This window comes from Vitreoscilla filiformis (genome assembly GCF_002222655.1).
Classification (GTDB): domain Bacteria; phylum Pseudomonadota; class Gammaproteobacteria; order Burkholderiales; family Burkholderiaceae_C; genus Ideonella; species Ideonella filiformis.
On the sequence record NZ_CP022423.1, the window covers coordinates 2,759,234 to 2,776,644 of the forward strand.

The window sequence follows — 17,411 nt, forward strand, 5'->3', positions numbered from 1 at the left end:
GCAAAATTCCTGTTTGTTCAAGCCCCGCGACGCCGACGGGCCGCCGACAGCGCCACCACGCTGCCCAAACCAAACAGCACCGCCAAACCCGGCTCTGGCACCGCCGTGACTTGGATGCTCGACACCACCGCCCCAGTGCCCTGGGTTTGCCAGAAGCCGACGGTGTGGTTGTCCGATTCGTAGCCCCCTCCGCCCGCTTGGCGGAAAACGATGCGGTCGAAGTAGCCGCCTTCGTTGAAGAAGTTCACGAAGGCGTAAGGTTCACCGGCATTCTGCCCCTTGAAGGGCGCGTTCGGGTTGCCGTAATAAGCCGATTGCCCATTCACCATGGCCAGCAGGTCGGCTGGGGTGAAGTCCAGCAGCTTTTGGCCGGCGCGGTAAAACGTCACGTAGTTGTTGGCATCGAGCGCGGACAGCCAAAAACCAAAGTAGTTCACACCCGAACCACCGAAGTTGATTTCGTAGCCGGTGTTGCTGAACGTCACGGCATAGTGGCCGCTGCCATTGGCGCCGCCGTACTTATCCGCGTTGTTGACTTGCAGGTTTTGGTAGGTGGCGGAAATGGCGCCGCCGGTGCCGAAGTCCGTGGTGTAGGTTTTGCCCGAGCCTGTCGAGACCGATTCGAACGTTTCCACCCCAACGGTGCTGAACGTGGCGCTGGTGGTCTGCGCACCCGCTGCCCCAGTTTCGTAGCGGATGGTGAACTGTTCGGCATGCGCTTGCGGCAGCAGCCACGCAGCCCCCGCCAGCCACAGACCCCATGCACCAAGACGAGTGAACCGCGTTGCCATGTCAGCATCCTCCAACTCAGAATGCAGGCAGTTTGCGGCCACCCGGCCCGTTCAATGTCACGGCATTGCAAACGGGCCGGACGCGAACCTCAGATGGTCGGGGCCGGCATCACCACCATGCCATCCTCATCGGCGTACAGCCATTCACCGGGGCGAATCCAGGCATCGCCGATTTGGATGGGCACGTCGCGCTGGCCTTGGTCTTTGCGGTCGGTCGGCATGGGGGTGAGCGCCAGGGCGCGGATGCCCACGTCGCAGGCGGCCAATTCGGCCTTGTCGCGCACAGCACCGTGAACGACCACACCCGCCCAGCCATTTTTCGCCGCTGCGGCCCCGAGCAAGCCGCCCACCAGCGAGCGTCGCACCCCGCCGCCGCCGTCCACCACCAGCACGCGGCCATGGCCGGGGGAGTTCACCGCTTCGCGCACGCGGGAGTTGTCTTCTAGGCAGCGCACGGTGGAAATCGGGCCGGCAAATTTCGTGCGGGCGCCGTAATCGGTGTAAAGCGGCGGCAGCACGCGGAAGGCGCCGGAATCGTCCGACTTGTGGTCGTCGCACAAATCGCAGGTGGAGAAGTTGAGGGCATCGGTCATCGGTGTCTCCTGAAAAAACGGCGCGCACGCTAGCACGCGGCTCTGTCGTGCCCCTGTCAGGCGGTCGGGGTGGACGGGGCCGCTACCATAGCGCCCCACCGCCCGGCCCCGCTGTTCCTCGACTCACACCGGGGCCTTGTCGTTTTCAGGCCCGTGCGATGACTGAACAAACCTACGAATATGACCGCCAGGACGCCACCGGCGCCACCTGCACCGCCCACGCTTGGGCCAAAGTGCCCGCTCCGCTCACACCCGAGCAGCGCCGCGAACGCAAAGCCCGTGCGGCTGAGCTGCTGAAGCAGCACAACGCCGTGCTCGTCGCCCACTACTATGTGGACGGTGATTTGCAAGACTTGGCGCTGGAAACCGGCGGCTGCGTGGCCGATTCGCTCGAAATGGCACGCTTTGGACGCGACCACGCCAGCCAAACGCTGGTGGTGGCCGGTGTGCGTTTCATGGGCGAATCCGCCAAGATCCTTTCACCCGCCAAGCGCGTGCTGATGCCCGATCTGGATGCGACCTGCTCGCTCGATCTGGGCTGCCCCATCGACGATTTCACAGCGTTTTGTGACGCGCACCCGGATCGTCAAGTCGTCGTCTACGCCAACACCAGTGCCGCTGTGAAGGCCCGCGCCGATTGGATGGTGACGAGCTCTTGCGCCCTGGGCATCGTCCAGCATTTGAAGGACGCCGGCCAGAAGCTGATTTGGGCGCCAGATCGCCACCTGGGCCGCTACATCCAGCAGCACACCGGCGCGGACATGCTGCTGTGGAACGGCGCCTGCATCGTTCACGACGAGTTCAAGGGCACCGAGCTGGAACTGCTCAAGGCCGAGCACCCGAATGCGATGGTGCTGGTTCACCCGGAATCGCCCGAAAGTGTGGTGAAGCTGGCCGATGTGGTGGGCTCCACCTCGCAAATGCTGAGCGCCGTCATCCACGGCAGCGCGCAGGAATACATCGTCGCCACCGACAACCTCATCATGCACCGCATGCGCCAACTCGCGCCGGGCAAAACGCTGATCGAAGCGCCCACCGCTGGCAATTCGGCCACCTGCAAGAGCTGCGCACATTGCCCGTGGATGGCGATGAACGGCCTGCAAGGTGTGATCGATTGTTTGGAGCAGGGTGTGGGGGAAATCCACGTCGATCCGGTCATTGGCCGCGAGGCGGTGAACTGTATCGACCGCATGTTGGGGTTTGTGGCTGCCCATCCGAGCGCCCTGGCGCCGCGTGTGCAAGGCATGGTGCGCGGCATCGGTGCCGCCTGAACAAAGGAACACAGCGATGTTTGACCGCAACGAAACCCTGGAAGAAGCCCGCGCCCGCAATGTGCGCGATGCCCTGTTTGAAGACATCGGTCGCGCCGATTGGACGGGGCTGCTGGCGCCTGCCGACCGCCGCGTCAACGCCCGCGTGATCGTGCGCGAAGATGCGGTGCTGTGTGGCCGGGATTGGTTCGCCGATTGTCTGCTGGCGCTCGACCCGACGGCCCAGATCACCTGGCACTACGCCGAAGGCGACCGCATGACGGCCAACACGCCGGTGTGCGATCTGCAAGCCGACGCCCGTGCGCTGCTCTCCGCCGAACGCCCGGCGCTGAACTTCCTGCAACTGCTCTCGGCCACGGCCAGCATCACCCGGGTGCATGCGGATGCGATTGCCGGCGCTTCGCCCAACCCGCGTGGTTGTGTGGTGCTGGACACGCGCAAGACGATCCCCGGCCTGCGCCAAGCGCAGAAATACGCGGTGCGCGTGGGCGGCGGAGCGAATCAACGCCTGGCGCTGTGGCATGGCATTCTCATCAAAGAAAACCACATCGCCGCTGCGGGGGGCATTGCGCAAGTGCTGAAGAACGCCGCCGAGCTGAACGCCGGGGTGGACATTCAGATCGAGGTGGAAAGCATCGCCGAGCTGCAAGAAGCCCTGGCCGCTGGCGCCACCAGCGTGCTGCTGGACAACTTCAGCCTGGACATGATGCGCGAGGCCGTGGCCCTGACGGCGGGCCGCGCCCTGCTCGAAGCCTCGGGCGGCGTGACGCTGGCCGGCCTGCGGGACATCGCCGCCACCGGCGTGGATCGCATCTCCATCGGCAAGCTCACCAAGGACGTGGTGGCCACCGATTATTCGATGCGCGTCCTCGGCCCGGTTTAAGCGGGGCTGTGCGCGTAAGGCTGGCTCTTGGCCTTGCGCGTCAACACGGTGGGGAAACTCACCGGCAGGGTGTCGGGGAAGTCGCGGCTGTAGTGCAGGCCCCGGCTTTCATGGCGGCGCAGCGCCGAACGCACGATGAGTTCGGCGCACACCACCAGGTTACGCAGCTCCAGCAAATCGCGGTTGACGCGGAAATGGGCGTAATACTCGTCGATTTCGTCGCTCAGCAGCTTGATGCGGTGCAGTGCCCGCTCCAGCCGGCGCGTGGTGCGCACGATGCCAACGTAGTTCCACATCAGCAGCCGCAGCTCGTCCCAGTTGTGCGCGATCACCACTTGCTCGTCGGCGTTTTCCACCAAACTTTCATCCCAGGCCGGCAGGCGGCGCGGGTCACACAGCGGCACGCTGAGGATGGCCTCGGCGCAGGTGCGCCCGATCACCACGCATTCGAGCAGTGAATTGCTGGCCAAGCGGTTGGCGCCGTGCAAACCGGTGTAGGTCGCTTCGCCGACGGCGTAGAGGCCGGGCAAATCGGTGCGGCCTTCCAGGTCGGTGACGACGCCGCCGCAGGTGTAATGCGCCGCCGGCACCACCGGGATGGGTTGCTTGGCGATATCGATGCCCAAGGACAGGCAACGTGCATAAATCGTCGGGAAGTGCTCTTTGAGGAAGGTTTCCCCGAGGTGCGACGCATCAAGCCAAACGTGGTCGATGCCGTGTTTCTTCATCTCAAAGTCGATGGCACGGGCGACGATGTCACGCGGGGCCAGTTCGGCGCGTTCGTCGTGGGCGGGCATGAAGCGGGTGCCGTCGGGCAGCTTCAGGTGTCCGCCTTCGCCGCGCAGCGCCTCGGTGATGAGGAAGGTGCGATCTTGCGGGTGATAGAGGCAGGTCGGATGGAACTGGATGAACTCCATGTTCGCCACCCGGCAGCCGGCGCGCCACGCCATGGCGATGCCGTCGCCCGTGGCGGTTTCCGGGTTGCTGGTGTAGCGGTACACCTTGCCCACGCCACCGGTGGCCAGCACCACGGCTTGCGCGGGTTGGGTTTCGACCGTTTGGGTGTCGATGTTGAGCACATAGACGCCGTGGCAGCGCGGCTGCGGCGGCACTTTTTTCTTCAGATGGCGGTTGGTGATGAGATCCACCGCCATGCAGCGTTCGCGCAGCGTGATGTTCGGATGGGCGCGTGCCTGGGCGATCAGCGCATCGTGGATCGCTTTGCCGGTGGCATCCGCCGCGTGGGCGATGCGGCGCACGGCGTGGCCGCCTTCCCGCGTCAGGTGCAGGCCCAGCGGGCCGTCCGGGTCGGGCGAGAACGGCACGCCCTGGTTCACCAGCCACTCAATCGCTTGGGCGCTGTTTTGGGCGATGAAGCGGGCGGTTTCTTCGTCCACCAGGCCAGCGCCGGCATCCTGCGTGTCGCGCACATGGGATTCGACGCTGTCATCCGACCCGAGCACGCCGACGATGCCGCCTTGCGCCCACGCCGTTGCGCCTTCGCCCAGCGACCGCTTGGCCAGCACCACGACCGGCCGGCCTTGGCTGGCGGTGTGCAGGGCCACGGTCAGGCCCGCCAGGCCCGCCCCGATGATGACCACGGGCAGCGCGGCCCCCGCTTCAACGCTCGATGGTGTCTTGCTCATACCCCAGCCGTCGCCCGGGGGCGACTTACATCATGAAAAAGGGAGGCGCATTGTAAAACCGCCCCCGGCATGGGGGCGGCGGGTGTCATCGCGCTGTCATCCTGGCTGTGGCATCAATGGACTTTGCGCTCGAACACAAACGCCTCGTCGCGCACGTCCACCGGGATCACATCCTTCGGCCCAAAGCGCCCGGACAGGATCAGTTTGGCCACCGGGTTTTCGATGCGCTGCTGGATGGCACGCTTCAATGGCCGCGCCCCGAACAGCGGATCGAAGCCCACCTTGGCGATTTCGGCCAGCGCTTCGTCGGAAACCTCCAGCTTCATCTCCATCTTGGCCAGCCGATTTTCCAGCCCCTTGAGCTGAATCCGGGCAATGGCGGCGATGTGCCGCTGATCCAGCGCATGGAACACCACGGTTTCGTCGATGCGGTTCAAAAACTCCGGGCGGAAGTGCTGTTTGACTTCGCCCCACACCGCGTCGCGCACATCGTCCACCGGCTGCCCGGCCATCGCCATGATGAGCTGCGAGCCGAGGTTGCTCGTCATCACGATCACGGTGTTTTTGAAGTCCACCGTGCGGCCTTGACCATCGGTGAGGCGGCCATCGTCCAGCACTTGCAGCAGCACGTTGAACACATCCGGGTGCGCTTTTTCCACTTCGTCCAGCAACAGCACGCTGTAGGGTTTGCGGCGCACGGCTTCGGTCAGGTAGCCGCCTTCGTCGTAGCCGACGTAGCCCGGCGGCGCGCCGATCAAGCGGCTCACGGAATGCTTTTCCATGAACTCGCTCATGTCGATGCGCACCATGTGCTCTTCGCTGTCGAACAGGAAACCGGCCAGCGCCTTGCACAACTCGGTTTTGCCCACGCCCGTCGGGCCGAGGAACAGGAAGGAACCCAGTGGCCGGTTCGGGTCGGACAGCCCGGCGCGGCTGCGGCGAATCGCATCCGCCACCGCCACGATGGCTTCGTCTTGCCCGACCACGCGCTCGTGCAGTTTGGCCTCCATCTGCAAGAGTTTGTCGCGCTCGCCCTGCATCAGTTTGCTGACGGGAATGCCCGTGGCCCGCGCCACCACTTCGGCGATTTCCTCCGCGCCCACCAAAGTGCGCAGCAAACGCGGTGCCTTGCCTTGGGTGGCTTTACCGGCCTCGCGGGCTTGGGCGTCCTTGAGCTTGTGTTCCAGCTCAGGCAGGCGCCCGTATTGCAGCTCGGCCACTTTGTTCAGATCGCCCTTGCGCTTCAATTCCTCGATCTGGAACTTGATGCGCTCGATTTCTTCCTTCACCTGGGCGGAACCTTGGGCCTGGGCTTTTTCGGCCTTCCAAATCTCTTCCAGGTCGGCGTATTCGCGCTGGAGTTTGAGAATTTCTTCCTCAATCAGCGCCAAGCGTTTTTGCGAAGCCTCATCCTTCTCGCGCTTCACCGCCTCGCGCTCGATTTTGAGCTGAATCATGCGGCGGTCGAGTTTGTCCATGACCTCCGGCTTGGAGTCGATTTCGATCTTGATCTTGGCCGCCGCTTCATCGATCAGGTCGATGGCCTTGTCCGGCAAGAAGCGATCGGTGATGTAACGCTGGCTGAGTTCCGCCGCCGCGACGATGGCCGGGTCGGTGATCTCCACGCCGTGATGCACTTCGTACTTTTCCTGCAAACCGCGCAGGATGGCGATGGTGGCTTCCACGCTCGGTTCGTCCACCAGCACTTTTTGGAAACGACGCTCCAACGCGGCGTCCTTTTCCACATATTTGCGGTACTCGTCCAGCGTGGTAGCGCCGATGCAGTGCAGCTCGCCACGCGCCAGGGCGGGCTTGAGCATGTTGCCGGCGTCGATGGCGCCCTCGGCCTTGCCAGCGCCCACCATGGTGTGGATTTCGTCGATGAACAGGATGATGCGGCCTTCGTCCTGCGCCACCTCCTTCAACACGGCTTTCAGGCGTTCCTCGAACTCGCCCCGGAACTTGGCGCCGGCCAGCAGGCCCGCCATGTCCAGCACCAGCACTTTTTTATCGCGCAGGGTGTCCGGCACTTCACCGTTGACGATGCGTTGCGCCAGCCCTTCCACAATGGCTGTCTTGCCCACGCCCGGTTCGCCGATCAGCACCGGGTTGTTTTTGCTGCGGCGTTGCAGCACTTGGATGGCACGGCGGATTTCGTCATCCCGCCCGATCACCGGGTCGAGCTTGCCTTGGCGGGCGCGTTCGGTCAGATCGAGGGTGAATTTTTTGAGCGCCTCGCGCTGGCCTTCGGCTTCAGCAGAATCGACGGCTTGGCCGCCGCGCACGGCTTCGATGGCCGATTCCAGCGCTTTGCGCGTCAGGCCATGCCCGCGCACGATGCCGCCCAGATCGGTTTTGGCATCGGCCAGCGCCAGCAAGAACATTTCGCTGGCGATGAAGGCGTCACCGCGCTTGGTGGCTTCTTTGTCGGCGGCTTGCAGCAGTTGCACCAAGTCCCGCCCGGCCTGGATTTGCCCGCCGCCTTGCACCTGCGGCAAGGCTTGGAGTGCGGTGTCCATGGCCGTTTTCAGGGCGGCGGTGTTGGCGCCGGCGCGATCCAGCAGGGCCTTGGGGCCGTCCGGCTGCGCCAGCATGGCGGCCAGCACATGGGCCGGCTCGATGTAGGGATGATCGCGCCCGAGCGCCAGGCTTTGGGCGTCGGCCAGGGCGTGTTGAAAAGCGGTGGTGAGCTTGTCGAGTCGCATGGATGAATCCTCCGTCTGCGGCTGACATGGGGCGCTCACTCACCGATTTCAAGCCCGTGCCCCCCTCAAAGTGCGGGGCCCAAACGCCGGTAAGCGCCGCCTTGGTAGAGCAGCGGCGCCACCGTGGCGTCTTGTGCGAAGTTCAGCACCTGGCCAATGAACAACACATGATCGCCCGCGTTCAACTGTTGGGTGGTGGCGCATTCGAACACCGCCACCGCGCCGGCCAGGACGGGGGCGCCGCCATGGCCGTCGTGCCAAGCGCCTTCGGCAAACCGATCCGGCACCGGGCTGGCAAAGCGCTGGGATAGGCCGAGCTGGTCTTGCCCCAGCACGTTCACCGCAAAGTGCGTGGCCTGCTGAAAATCGGCCAAATGGGTGCTGGCGGTGCGCAGCGCCCACAGCACCAGCGGTGGATCCAGTGACAGCGAGTTGAACGAGTTGGCCGTCAACCCCAAGCGCTCGCCCTGGGCGTTGCGACAGGTGATGACGGTGACGCCGGTGGCGTAGCGCCCCAGCGCATGGCGCAGGGCTTTGGGATCCAGTTGCATGTTCAAGTCCAAATCAGTCGGCCCAGCCACCAGCCCAGCGCGGCACAGGCCAGCGCGCCCAACAAGTGCGCCAAGCTGTGTACCAGCGCCAGCCCCGGCAAACCACGCAGCAGCAGCGACAGGGATTCCGCCGAAAACGCCGAAAACGTCGTCAAGCCCCCCAGCCCGCCGGTGATGAGCGCCAAGCGGCCCAGCTCGCTGGGGTGCTCTTCAAACCACACCACCAGCAAGCCGATGAGCAAGCCGCCCACACAATTCACCGCCAGCGTGCCAGCTGAAAAAGGCAGCGCCAAGGGATTGAGCCACAGCCCGATGCGCCAGCGCAGCACCGACCCGACACCACCGCCCAGCGCCACGGCCAGGCCCAGCAGCCATGCCGGTTGAGCCACAGCACTCATGGCGCCAACGCGCCAGCGTTGTTCGAAGCCAGTCCCCAGCGTGCCAACGCGGCGTCATCGCTGACGCGGGCGTCTACCCAGCGGGCGCCCTCGGGAGTGGTTTCCTTTTTCCAGAACGGGGCTTGCGTCTTCAGGTAGTCCATGAGGAACTCGCAGGCTTGGAAGGCCGCGCCTCGGTGGGCCGACGTCACCGCCACCAGCACGATTTGCTCACACGGCGCCAGCACGCCGACGCGGTGGATCACCCGAGTGGCGCGGATGTCAAACCGCGCCAAGGCGGCGTCGATCATGATTTCGATGGCTTTTTCCGTCATGCCGGGGTAGTGCTCCAGCTCCATGACGGACACGTCGCTGCCCTCGCTGCGGTCGCGCACCGTGCCGACGAAACTCACCACGGCGCCCACGCCCGCATCCTGGGCACGCAGGGCGGCCACTTCGGCGCCGAGGTCGAAATCGGCCTGTTGGATTCGCACGCGGGCGGTGGACATGGCATCAGCCTCCGGTCACGGGGGGGAAGAAGGCGAGTTCGTCGCCGTCCTTCAGCGCGGCGGTGTCGTCGCACAGGGTTTGGTTGAGGGCGGCGCGCAGGGCGCGGCCCGGCGCCAGGGCGCTGGCGAACGGCTCCCCCTGCGCCAGCAAGGCGGCACGGGCGCTGCCCACAGTGGCGCCGGCAGGCAGCGTCAGCGCGTGCTGCGGCCCCAAGGCTTCACGCAGGGAGGCGAAAAAGCGCAATTGGATGTTCATCACCTTCATCGTCCGGTACTCAGGCCATCAAGGCGTGGAAGGGCAGGAAACGCACCACGTCGCCCGCTGCGATGGTGGCGCCGGCAGGGTGGTCGATCAGCCCATCGGCCCACACGGCGGACGTGAGCACGCCCGAGCTTTGGTTCGGGAACAGGCTCAAGCGACCCTCCGGGGTGAGGCGGGCGCGCAGGAACTCGCGGCGCTTGTCGGTGCGCGGCAGATCAAACGCGGCCACCAGCGGCACGGCCACCGGCAGCGCGCCGGACGCACCTTGCAGCACGCGCAGCACCGGCGCCACCGTCAACAAGAACGTGACGAAACTGGACACCGGGTTGCCCGGCAGCCCCATGAGCAGCGCCTCGCCCGCCGCGCCGCTGCGCGTGATGGCGCCCACCGCCAGCGGCTTGCCCGGCTTGCAGGACAACTGCCACAACTCGATGCGCCCCTCGGCCTGGGCGGCGGGGCGCAGGTGATCCTCCTCGCCGACGGACACCCCCCCCGAAGTCAAGATCAGATCGTGCTCATCGGCAGCCGATTTGAGGGCGGCGCGGGTGGCGGCGAGGTTGTCCGGCACGATGCCCAAGTCGCTCACCTCACAGCCCAGCGTGTGCAACAGGCCGAGCAAGGTGTAGCGGTTGGAGTTGTAAATGCCGCCCGGTTTGAGCGGCTCGCCCGGCATCACCAGCTCGTCGCCGGTGGAAAACAGCGCCACACGCGGGCGGCGCACCACCGTCACCCGCGCCGCACCGAGGGTGGCGGCCAGGCCCAGCGCTTGCGGCGTCAAGCGCGTGCCGGCGGCCAGGGCCACGGCGCCGGTGGTCACATCCTCGCCCCGGCGGCGCACCCATTGGCCGGCCTGCGGCACGGTGTTGACGCGCACCGCGCCCGGCAGCGCTTCGCACTGCTCTTGCATCACCACGGCGTCGGCGCCGGGCGGCACCTGGGCGCCGGTGAAGATGCGCGCCGCCGTGCCCACTGCCAGCGGTTGGCCCACCACACCTGCCGGAATGCGTTGCGACACCGGCAGCACCGTGCCCACCGCCGCCACATCGGCGGCGCGCAGGGCGTAGCCGTCCATGGCAGTGTTGTCGGCTGGCGGCACGTCCAGCGGCGACACCAGCGCCTGCGCCAGCACACGCCCCAGCGCGGCGTAGGTCGGCAGCACTTCGGTTTCGGTGAGGCGACGTTCAGCCGCCAGGGCGGTGAGGCGGGCCAGTGCCTCGTCCAAAGGCAAGAGCGGCTGCGGGGCGCGGGGCGCCGGCGCGGTCGGGTCGGCCATCGGGGTCTCCTTCAGCCTCTCTGGGGAGGCGTGTAGTCGTGCTGCGCGCTGCGGGCCAACAAAAAAGCCACCAGCGCAGCCGGGTCGTTCATGTTGAGCACGGGGATGTGCGGCGGCACGGGCAAGCGTGCCGGGTCGTCCGTGGCGATGGCGATGACACGCGCATCGTCCGGGTACAGCACCGGCCGGCCCACACCCTCGCGCCAGACTTCGATTTTGGGCAGATCGGCATGGCGAAACCCTTCGACGAAGGCCCAATCGCACGCCGCCAGCTCGGCCAGCAGGCCGTGCGGTTCGATGCTTTGCTCGTCGTCGTAGGTGCGCACCTTGGCCAGGCGATGGCCGTTGGCGATCACCACTTCAAACGCGCCGGCCTCACGGTGGCGAAAGCTGTCTTTGCCGCTGTGGTCGATGTCGAAGTTTTTGTGCGTGTGCTTGACCACCGAGACACGCAGCCCCGTTGCCTTCAAGCCGGCGATGACACCGGCCATCAGCGTGGTCTTGCCGGCGCCCGAAGCGCCGCAGAAACCCACCACTTTCATCGTGTGAACCTGGGCGCTCAGGCGCAGTGCTGTTCGATGAAAGCCTTCACCCGCGCCGTTTCCGGCTTGATGACGGTGAACCGCTTGGGCAGCGCCTCAATGCCTTCGAGCTTGGCCGGGCGCGACGGCTCCACGCCCACGGCTTCGCGGATGGTTTCGGCGAACTTGGCCGGCAAGGCGGTTTCCAGCACGATCATCGGCACGCCGGCTTCGACGTGCTCGGCGGCCACCTTCACACCATCGGCGGTGTGGGTGTCGATCAGCGAGCCGAAGCGTTCCCAGGTGCTGCGGATGGTGGCCAAACGGTCGGCGTGTGAGCTGCTGCCGGATTGGAAGCCGTAACCCGCCATCGCCACACGCTCTTCGTCCGTGATGGTGAAGGCACCGGATTGGCTGAGGGCATCGCCGAACAGCGCCTTGGTGCGGGCGCCGTCGCGGCCCACTAAGTCATAGATGAAACGCTCGAAGTTGCTCGCCTTGGAGATGTCCATCGACGGGCTGGAGGTTTCGTAGGTGTCGGCGCTGCCGCGCACGCGGTAGGTGCCGGTGCGGAAGAACTCATCCAGCACGTCGTTTTCGTTCGTGGCCACCACCAGATGCGCCACCGGCAGGCCCATCATGCGCGCCACATGGCCGGCGCAGACGTTGCCGAAGTTGCCCGACGGCACGGTGAAACTCACGCGCTCGGTGTTGTGCTTGGTGACTTGGAAGTAGCCCGCGAAGTAGTACACCACCTGCGCCAGCAGCCGCGCCCAGTTGATGGAGTTGACGGTGCCGATCTTGTATTGGCGCTTGAAGGCCAAGTCGTTCGACACGGCCTTGACGATGTCTTGCGCATCGTCGAACACGCCTTCCACCGACAGGTTGTGGATGTTGGCGTCTTGCAGGCTGTACATCTGCGCCTGTTGGAACGGGCTCATGCGGCCATAAGGGCTCAACATGAAGACGCGCACGCCCTTTTTGCCACGCATGGCGTATTCGGCGGCGCTGCCGGTGTCGCCCGAGGTAGCGCCCAGGATGTTCAACTCTTCGCCCCGGCGGCCCAGTTCGTATTCGAACAGGTTGCCCAGCAGTTGCATCGCCATGTCCTTGAAGGCCAGCGTCGGGCCGTTGGACAGGGCTTCGATGTGCAAGCCCGAAGGCTGACCGTTCTCGACCAGCGCACGCACCGGCACGATGGCTTCGGTGCCAAACACCTCGGCGGTGTAGGTTTTGCTCACCAGCGCCTTCAGGTCGGCGGCGGGAATGTCGTCGATGAACAGGCTGAGGATTTCGTAGGCCAGCTCGGCATACGACAGGCCACGCCAGCGGGTCAGCGTGGCGTCGTCAATTTTCGGATAGCTCACCGGCAGGTACAGGCCGCCATCGGGTGCCAGACCTTCGAGCAGGATTTCACAAAAAGCGCGGGGGGTGGCGTCGCCACGGGTGCTGATGTACTTCACGGTGAAGGGCGCAGTGCTAAGGCGGTTCAGTTGGAAGGCGGATTGTCGCCTGCCTCGTCCGGTACCGACGCGGGCATGGGTTCGGACACCCACGGCCACAGCAGCGGATGCGCGTCAAACCACTGCTGACCGGCGGCGTTGCGGTAGGCGAGCAGGGCTTGACTTTCGAGCAATGCGGCCAGGCGTGGGCGGTCGTCGGCGTGCGCCAGGCTCAGGGTTTGGTGCTGGTAGACGCGGCGCAGCAGCGCGTGATCCTCGGGCAACAACGGGCTCCAGAGGGCGTCGGCATGGCGGGCGAGCAAGGCGGGCAACGCGGCGCTCAGATCGGGTTGATCGTCGAACGCATCCAGCGTGTCCGACAGCAAACGGTGCAGCACGCCGATCTGGCCGCCGCTGGCGCACAGCAGGGTGTGCCACGTTGCGGCGTCAAGCGCCTGGGCTTCGGGCCACGCGGGTTCGGCAGCGGCGCGCAGCTCGGCCAACACCGCTTCGTCGGGTGCCCGATTCCCCGGGCGATGCACCGCCCGCGCCGCATGCCAGACGCACGCATCCACCAGGGGCACCAGATGCGGCCAAGCGGCCAGCCCCGCCGGCGCGCTGTAAACGGTGGCGGCGTGGGGCAGGCGCAGCAGGGGCAAATCGTGGTCGAACACCGTCAACATGCGGGCCATGACGCCTTCCAACGCTTGGCCCGGCGCCCGCAGACGCTCCAGCGAATCCACCAGCAGCACGACGCTGCGCAGTTGATGGCGGGTTTTCAGGGCCAGCACCATTTGGCCGATGAGCTGGCGCAGGTCATGCACCATCGGTTCGCGCCGGTCGGGGTGAAGGGCGCGCAGCGGGCGCAGCAGGCCGTTGGCGCGGCGCTGAAATTCGGTGTACAGGACACCCGGCGTGACGCAATCCAGCTCAGCTTCCGTCACCAACCAATGGCTGAGGGCTTGCAGGGCTGGGTCGATGGGCTCGAAGGGGTCGGCGTGGCCCAGAGCATCGGGTTTGCTAAGGCGATCGGCCAGCGCCACCGCGACGAGGAGCAACAGCTCCAGCGTGTCCAGCGGGGTGGTGTCGGGCAGGTAGGCCAGCAGATCGAGGCGGTAGGCGCGCTGGGTCGGGCTGGTGAGGGCGTCGGCCAGGGCGGTGAGGTGGGCGGTTTTGCCGGTGCTGGGGGGGCCGATGAGGTAGGTGAGGTGGCCTTGTGGTGCGGCGGGTCGCTGCGCTTGGCGCAGCAATGTACGGTGCAGGGCGGTCATTGCGCACCTTCCTCTGGTCGAAGTTTGGCGTGAGCTGCTTGCAGTGCCGCCAGCCGTTGTGCATAACGTGGCACGTCTGGAAGGCGCTGCACCAACTGTTGTGTGAGGTTCAGCGCCTCGGCCCGCCACTGGGGGGCCTGCGCCAAACCGGGGATATCGGCCAAGGCCAACAGCACCAGCGCCAGGTCACCCAGTGTCTGCGGCGTGGCACCCAGCCTCTCCAGCAACTGCCGGCGAATCTCCAGGCTCTCCTGGTACACCCTCTGCGCCTCTTCCCACTTGCCCTGCGCCTGCGCCACTCTGCCCACGTTATTGAGCGACACCGACACATCGCGCAGCGCCTGCGGTGTGGCTCCCAGCCTCTCCAGCAAATGCCGGCTGATCTCCAGGCTCTCCTGGTACACCCTCTGCGCCTCTTCCCACTTGCCCTGCGCCTGCGCTACGCTCCCCACGTTGTCCAGCGACACCGACACATCGCGCAGCGCCTCCGGTGTGGCTCCCAGCCTCTCCAGCAAATGCCGGCTGATCTCCAGGCTCTCCTGGTACACCCTCTGCGCCTCTTCCCACTTGCCCTGCGCCTGCGCCACTCCCCCCACGCAGTCCAGCGACACCGACACATCACGCAGCGCCTGCGGCGTGGCACCCAGCCTCTCCAGTAACTGCCGGCTGATCTCCAGACATTCCTGGTACACCCGCTGCGCCTCTTCCCATTGGCCCTGCGCCTGCGCCACTCTCCCGACGTTATTGAGTGACACCGACACATCCCGTAACGTCTCAGGCATCGCCCCTAACCTCTTTAGCAAGTGCCAGCGTACCTCCAAGCTCTCCTGGTACACCCTTTGCGCCTCTTCCCACTTGCCCTGCGCCTGCGCCACTCTCCCCACGTTATCCAGCGACACCGACACATCCCGCAGCACCTCCGGTGTGGCTCCCAGCCTCTCCAGCAACTGCCGGCTGATCTCCAGGCTCTCCTGGTACACCCTCTGCGCCTCTTCCCACTTGCCCTGCGCCTGCGCCACTCTGCCCACGTTGTCCAGCGACACCGACACATCGCGCAGCGCCTCCGGTGTGGGCCCCAGCCTCTCCAGCAACTGCCGGCGAATCTCCAGGCTCTCCTGGTACACCCTCTGCGCCTCTTCCCACTTGCCCTGCGCCTGCGCCACTCTCCCCACGTCATCCAGCGACACCGATACATCCCTTAACGCCTCGGGTCGGTCAGCCTCACCAGTTGTCAAACGACGCCGGCTTTCCGCCAGCACCTGCAAGCTCAAAGCACGCGCCTCGGCCACACGCCCCAGCGCCAGCAATTCCTCACAAGCTGCACGCGGCAACGCCAGAAAAATACCTTCGTCCCACGGAGCGTTCCCACGCTTAGCTTGTACCGCCTGCCACAAGGACAAAACATGACCCGGCACCCCAGGCGCGGAGGACACCGGCAACAGTTCACGCGAAGGAACGACCGTGGCCGCCGCACTTTCAGTGCGCGCCGCCAGCACCAAACTGAAGGCACGCACGTGCCACAGATCCGGCATCACCTGGGGAGCTTCGAGCCGGAAGTCCACTGGCAACACCACCACCAAGGGCCGGGGGCTGCTTTTTTCCAGCAGAAAACGCCGTTCATTCAGGCGCATCAAAAAGGCGCGGCGCGCCTGATGCCAGAGCTTGTCGTGCGGGTGCCGCTGCAACAACAGCCAAGTCGCCCCAGGCAACGGAGGCTCGGCTGTCAGATGGCATAAACACTCATCCAGCCAACTTTCAGGCGCATCCAACAGCTTATCTGGCGCCTCGCGCCGCACCATGGGTGCCAGCTCCACGTGGCACCCCAACCAGGAAAACAAGGACACCGCAGGCCCCTGTTCTGCGAACACCACCACCACGGAAAAGGAGTCCGCCTGCCATTCCAGGTGGCGCAGCAGCGCCACGGCCTGATCCTCCGTAATGCCGTCAGGCAGCAGCGGATTGAGCGCCATGGGCATCTACGACATCCCGCAGCAGCGGGTGGACGTCGTACCAGTCGCTGCCGTTGCGGTAGTTCATCACCAAACGGTTGTCCAGGAAATGCGCCAGCAGCGGTAACTGCGCATCCGAGGGCAGGCAGGTGTCGTGCGTCTGGCCAATTCGCTGCAACCACGTCAAGTGATCCGCTGGAATGGGCAGCATTTCCGCCCGAGCAGCTACTTTCACATGCTTGACAGCTTCCACACTCAGCGGTAACTGGCTCTCATCACGGATGGACGGCAGACACTGGCGCAACAGGCGGAAGAATTCGCGCAAGTCGCCGCCGGAGCTTTGTGCCAAGTCGTTCACGGCCTCCGGGCTGAACACCTGTTCCCATGCAGCAAAGCGCTCAGCCAGCACAAGGCGCATCAGGGCGATGCCTTCACCATCCGGCTCCCGACTGCGATCCTTGAAAACGTGCGTGCTGACCAGACGACGCACCGAAGCGCCGCCCATCAACGCCCCCGCGCCAGCCGCCAAGATCGAGAGATAAGGTGGCACGGTGTACACCACATGCAGGCCAGGAATGCGCAAGTGCTCTGCATGCGCAAAAAACAGGTTGCGCACGCTTTCGTACACCGACATGGCCTCATCACCCACGCCACGGATGCGCTCGATCGAATCCACGAGCAGCACCACCTTGAGTTGATCGTTGCCAGCCTGCTTGCGCAGGGCATCCACGGCCTCGGCAAAAAAGGCGTGTGCATCCTGTACCAACCGCGCTACATGACCACGGGCGGCAGACTGAATGCGCGATTTGAAATCTGGGTCGCTCTTGAGCGATGCTTTCAGCTCGGCAAAATCAGCGATCTTGAGGCCAACATCCTTGAACTCGACCGTGGTTGCCAGAAAACCGCTCAGTCGAGCCCAGTAGCTGCGCCCGGCCAAAGCTTGATCAAACCGATCATCCGCCAATACCCGATCGGAAAGCGCCCCAGCCATGGAGATCAAAAAATCACTGATCTCAACCGGCTTGGTCAGCAGCACATACTCGGAAAGATCAGCGTAATAAGCCACTGTCCCCAGCGTTTTGGGCTGATCCAACTCGGCTTGCAACCGTTTCAGCTCGGTGCTCTTGCCAGTGCCGCGCTGACCAGTGAACAGGCAAACGCCCCCGCCTTCTTGAAAGTCGATCTCGTTGACCATCTCGGACACGGCATCCGTGCCCGAAGGCCCTTGAGCGTTCACCTGTTTGACGTACACCGGATCGTCCGGCTCAAGCACTCGATCCGCCAACGCGTTGTAGAGCTGCTTCAGTTGAGCACGTTTCTCGGGAGAAACTGGCATGGGCGAACTCCGGTGTGTCACAGCACTTTCC

The 17,411-nt window shown here is 65.2% G+C and carries 16 protein-coding genes; 2 read left to right on the plus strand and 14 right to left on the minus strand.

Annotated elements, in window-relative coordinates:
• Positions 1 to 17 precede the first annotated feature (17 nt).
• The gene (locus VITFI_RS12985) at positions 18 to 791 is read right to left on the minus strand and encodes an Npun_F0296 family exosortase-dependent surface protein (protein WP_157725681.1); all 774 of its coding nucleotides are present in this window, start codon (positions 789 to 791) and stop codon (positions 18 to 20) included.
• Positions 792 to 880: 89 nt separating this feature from the next.
• On the minus strand, positions 881 to 1,384 hold the full coding sequence (gene rraA / locus VITFI_RS12990) for a ribonuclease E activity regulator RraA (protein WP_089417320.1): 504 nt from the start codon (positions 1,382 to 1,384) through the stop codon (positions 881 to 883).
• A 158-nt stretch (positions 1,385 to 1,542) separates the two neighbouring features.
• On the opposite strand from rraA, the gene nadA reads away from it, so the two are divergent.
• Complete coding sequence (gene nadA / locus VITFI_RS12995; RefSeq protein WP_089417321.1) at positions 1,543 to 2,655, plus strand: quinolinate synthase NadA; 1,113 nt, start codon at positions 1,543 to 1,545, stop codon at positions 2,653 to 2,655.
• 16 nt (positions 2,656 to 2,671) lie between these two features.
• A complete protein-coding gene (gene nadC / locus VITFI_RS13000; RefSeq protein ID WP_089417322.1) occupies positions 2,672 to 3,538 on the plus strand; it encodes a carboxylating nicotinate-nucleotide diphosphorylase in 867 nt (288 codons plus the stop codon).
• Here nadC and nadB read toward each other — a convergent pair.
• From nadB to VITFI_RS13060, 12 genes are all read right to left on the minus strand, one after another.
• Positions 3,535 to 5,184, minus strand: coding sequence for an L-aspartate oxidase (nadB, locus tag VITFI_RS13005; protein ID WP_089417323.1), 1,650 nt, complete (start codon positions 5,182 to 5,184; stop codon positions 3,535 to 3,537). The genes nadC and nadB overlap by 4 nt on opposite strands.
• 113 nt (positions 5,185 to 5,297) lie before the next feature.
• Positions 5,298 to 7,889, minus strand: coding sequence for an ATP-dependent chaperone ClpB (gene clpB, locus VITFI_RS13010; RefSeq protein ID WP_089417324.1), 2,592 nt, complete (start codon positions 7,887 to 7,889; stop codon positions 5,298 to 5,300).
• A 65-nt stretch (positions 7,890 to 7,954) separates the two neighbouring features.
• On the minus strand, positions 7,955 to 8,440 hold the full coding sequence (locus VITFI_RS13015) for a flavin reductase family protein (RefSeq protein WP_089417325.1): 486 nt from the start codon (positions 8,438 to 8,440) through the stop codon (positions 7,955 to 7,957).
• Between the two features lie 2 nt (positions 8,441 to 8,442).
• Positions 8,443 to 8,838 carry a CrcB family protein gene (locus tag VITFI_RS13020; protein ID WP_089417326.1) on the minus strand — a complete coding sequence of 132 codons (396 nt, stop codon included), beginning with the start codon at positions 8,836 to 8,838 and terminating at the stop codon, positions 8,443 to 8,445.
• Positions 8,835 to 9,326: a molybdopterin synthase catalytic subunit MoaE gene (gene moaE, locus VITFI_RS13025; RefSeq protein ID WP_089417327.1), complete on the minus strand. Its 492-nt coding sequence runs from the start codon at positions 9,324 to 9,326 to the stop codon at positions 8,835 to 8,837. Before moaE ends, VITFI_RS13020 begins: the two co-directional genes overlap by 4 nt.
• A 4-nt stretch (positions 9,327 to 9,330) precedes the next feature.
• Positions 9,331 to 9,582, minus strand: a complete 252-nt coding sequence (gene moaD / locus VITFI_RS13030; protein ID WP_089418153.1) for a molybdopterin converting factor subunit 1 — start codon at positions 9,580 to 9,582, stop codon at positions 9,331 to 9,333.
• A gap of 19 nt (positions 9,583 to 9,601) precedes the next feature.
• Positions 9,602 to 10,861, minus strand: coding sequence for a molybdopterin molybdotransferase MoeA (locus VITFI_RS13035; RefSeq protein WP_089417328.1), 1,260 nt, complete (start codon positions 10,859 to 10,861; stop codon positions 9,602 to 9,604).
• Between the two features lie 11 nt (positions 10,862 to 10,872).
• Positions 10,873 to 11,403, minus strand: coding sequence for a molybdopterin-guanine dinucleotide biosynthesis protein B (gene mobB / locus VITFI_RS13040; protein WP_089417329.1), 531 nt, complete (start codon positions 11,401 to 11,403; stop codon positions 10,873 to 10,875).
• 17 nt (positions 11,404 to 11,420) lie between these two features.
• On the minus strand, positions 11,421 to 12,845 hold the full coding sequence (thrC, locus tag VITFI_RS13045) for a threonine synthase (protein WP_089417330.1): 1,425 nt from the start codon (positions 12,843 to 12,845) through the stop codon (positions 11,421 to 11,423).
• A gap of 26 nt (positions 12,846 to 12,871) precedes the next feature.
• Positions 12,872 to 14,095, minus strand: coding sequence for a hypothetical protein (locus VITFI_RS13050; RefSeq protein WP_089417331.1), 1,224 nt, complete (start codon positions 14,093 to 14,095; stop codon positions 12,872 to 12,874).
• On the minus strand, positions 14,092 to 16,071 hold the full coding sequence (locus VITFI_RS18700) for a tetratricopeptide repeat protein (protein WP_089417332.1): 1,980 nt from the start codon (positions 16,069 to 16,071) through the stop codon (positions 14,092 to 14,094). The genes VITFI_RS13050 and VITFI_RS18700 overlap by 4 nt, the downstream gene beginning before the upstream one ends.
• A complete protein-coding gene (locus VITFI_RS13060; protein ID WP_089417333.1) occupies positions 16,040 to 17,380 on the minus strand; it encodes a P-loop NTPase family protein in 1,341 nt (446 codons plus the stop codon). The genes VITFI_RS18700 and VITFI_RS13060 overlap by 32 nt, the downstream gene beginning before the upstream one ends.
• Positions 17,381 to 17,411 lie beyond the last annotated feature (31 nt).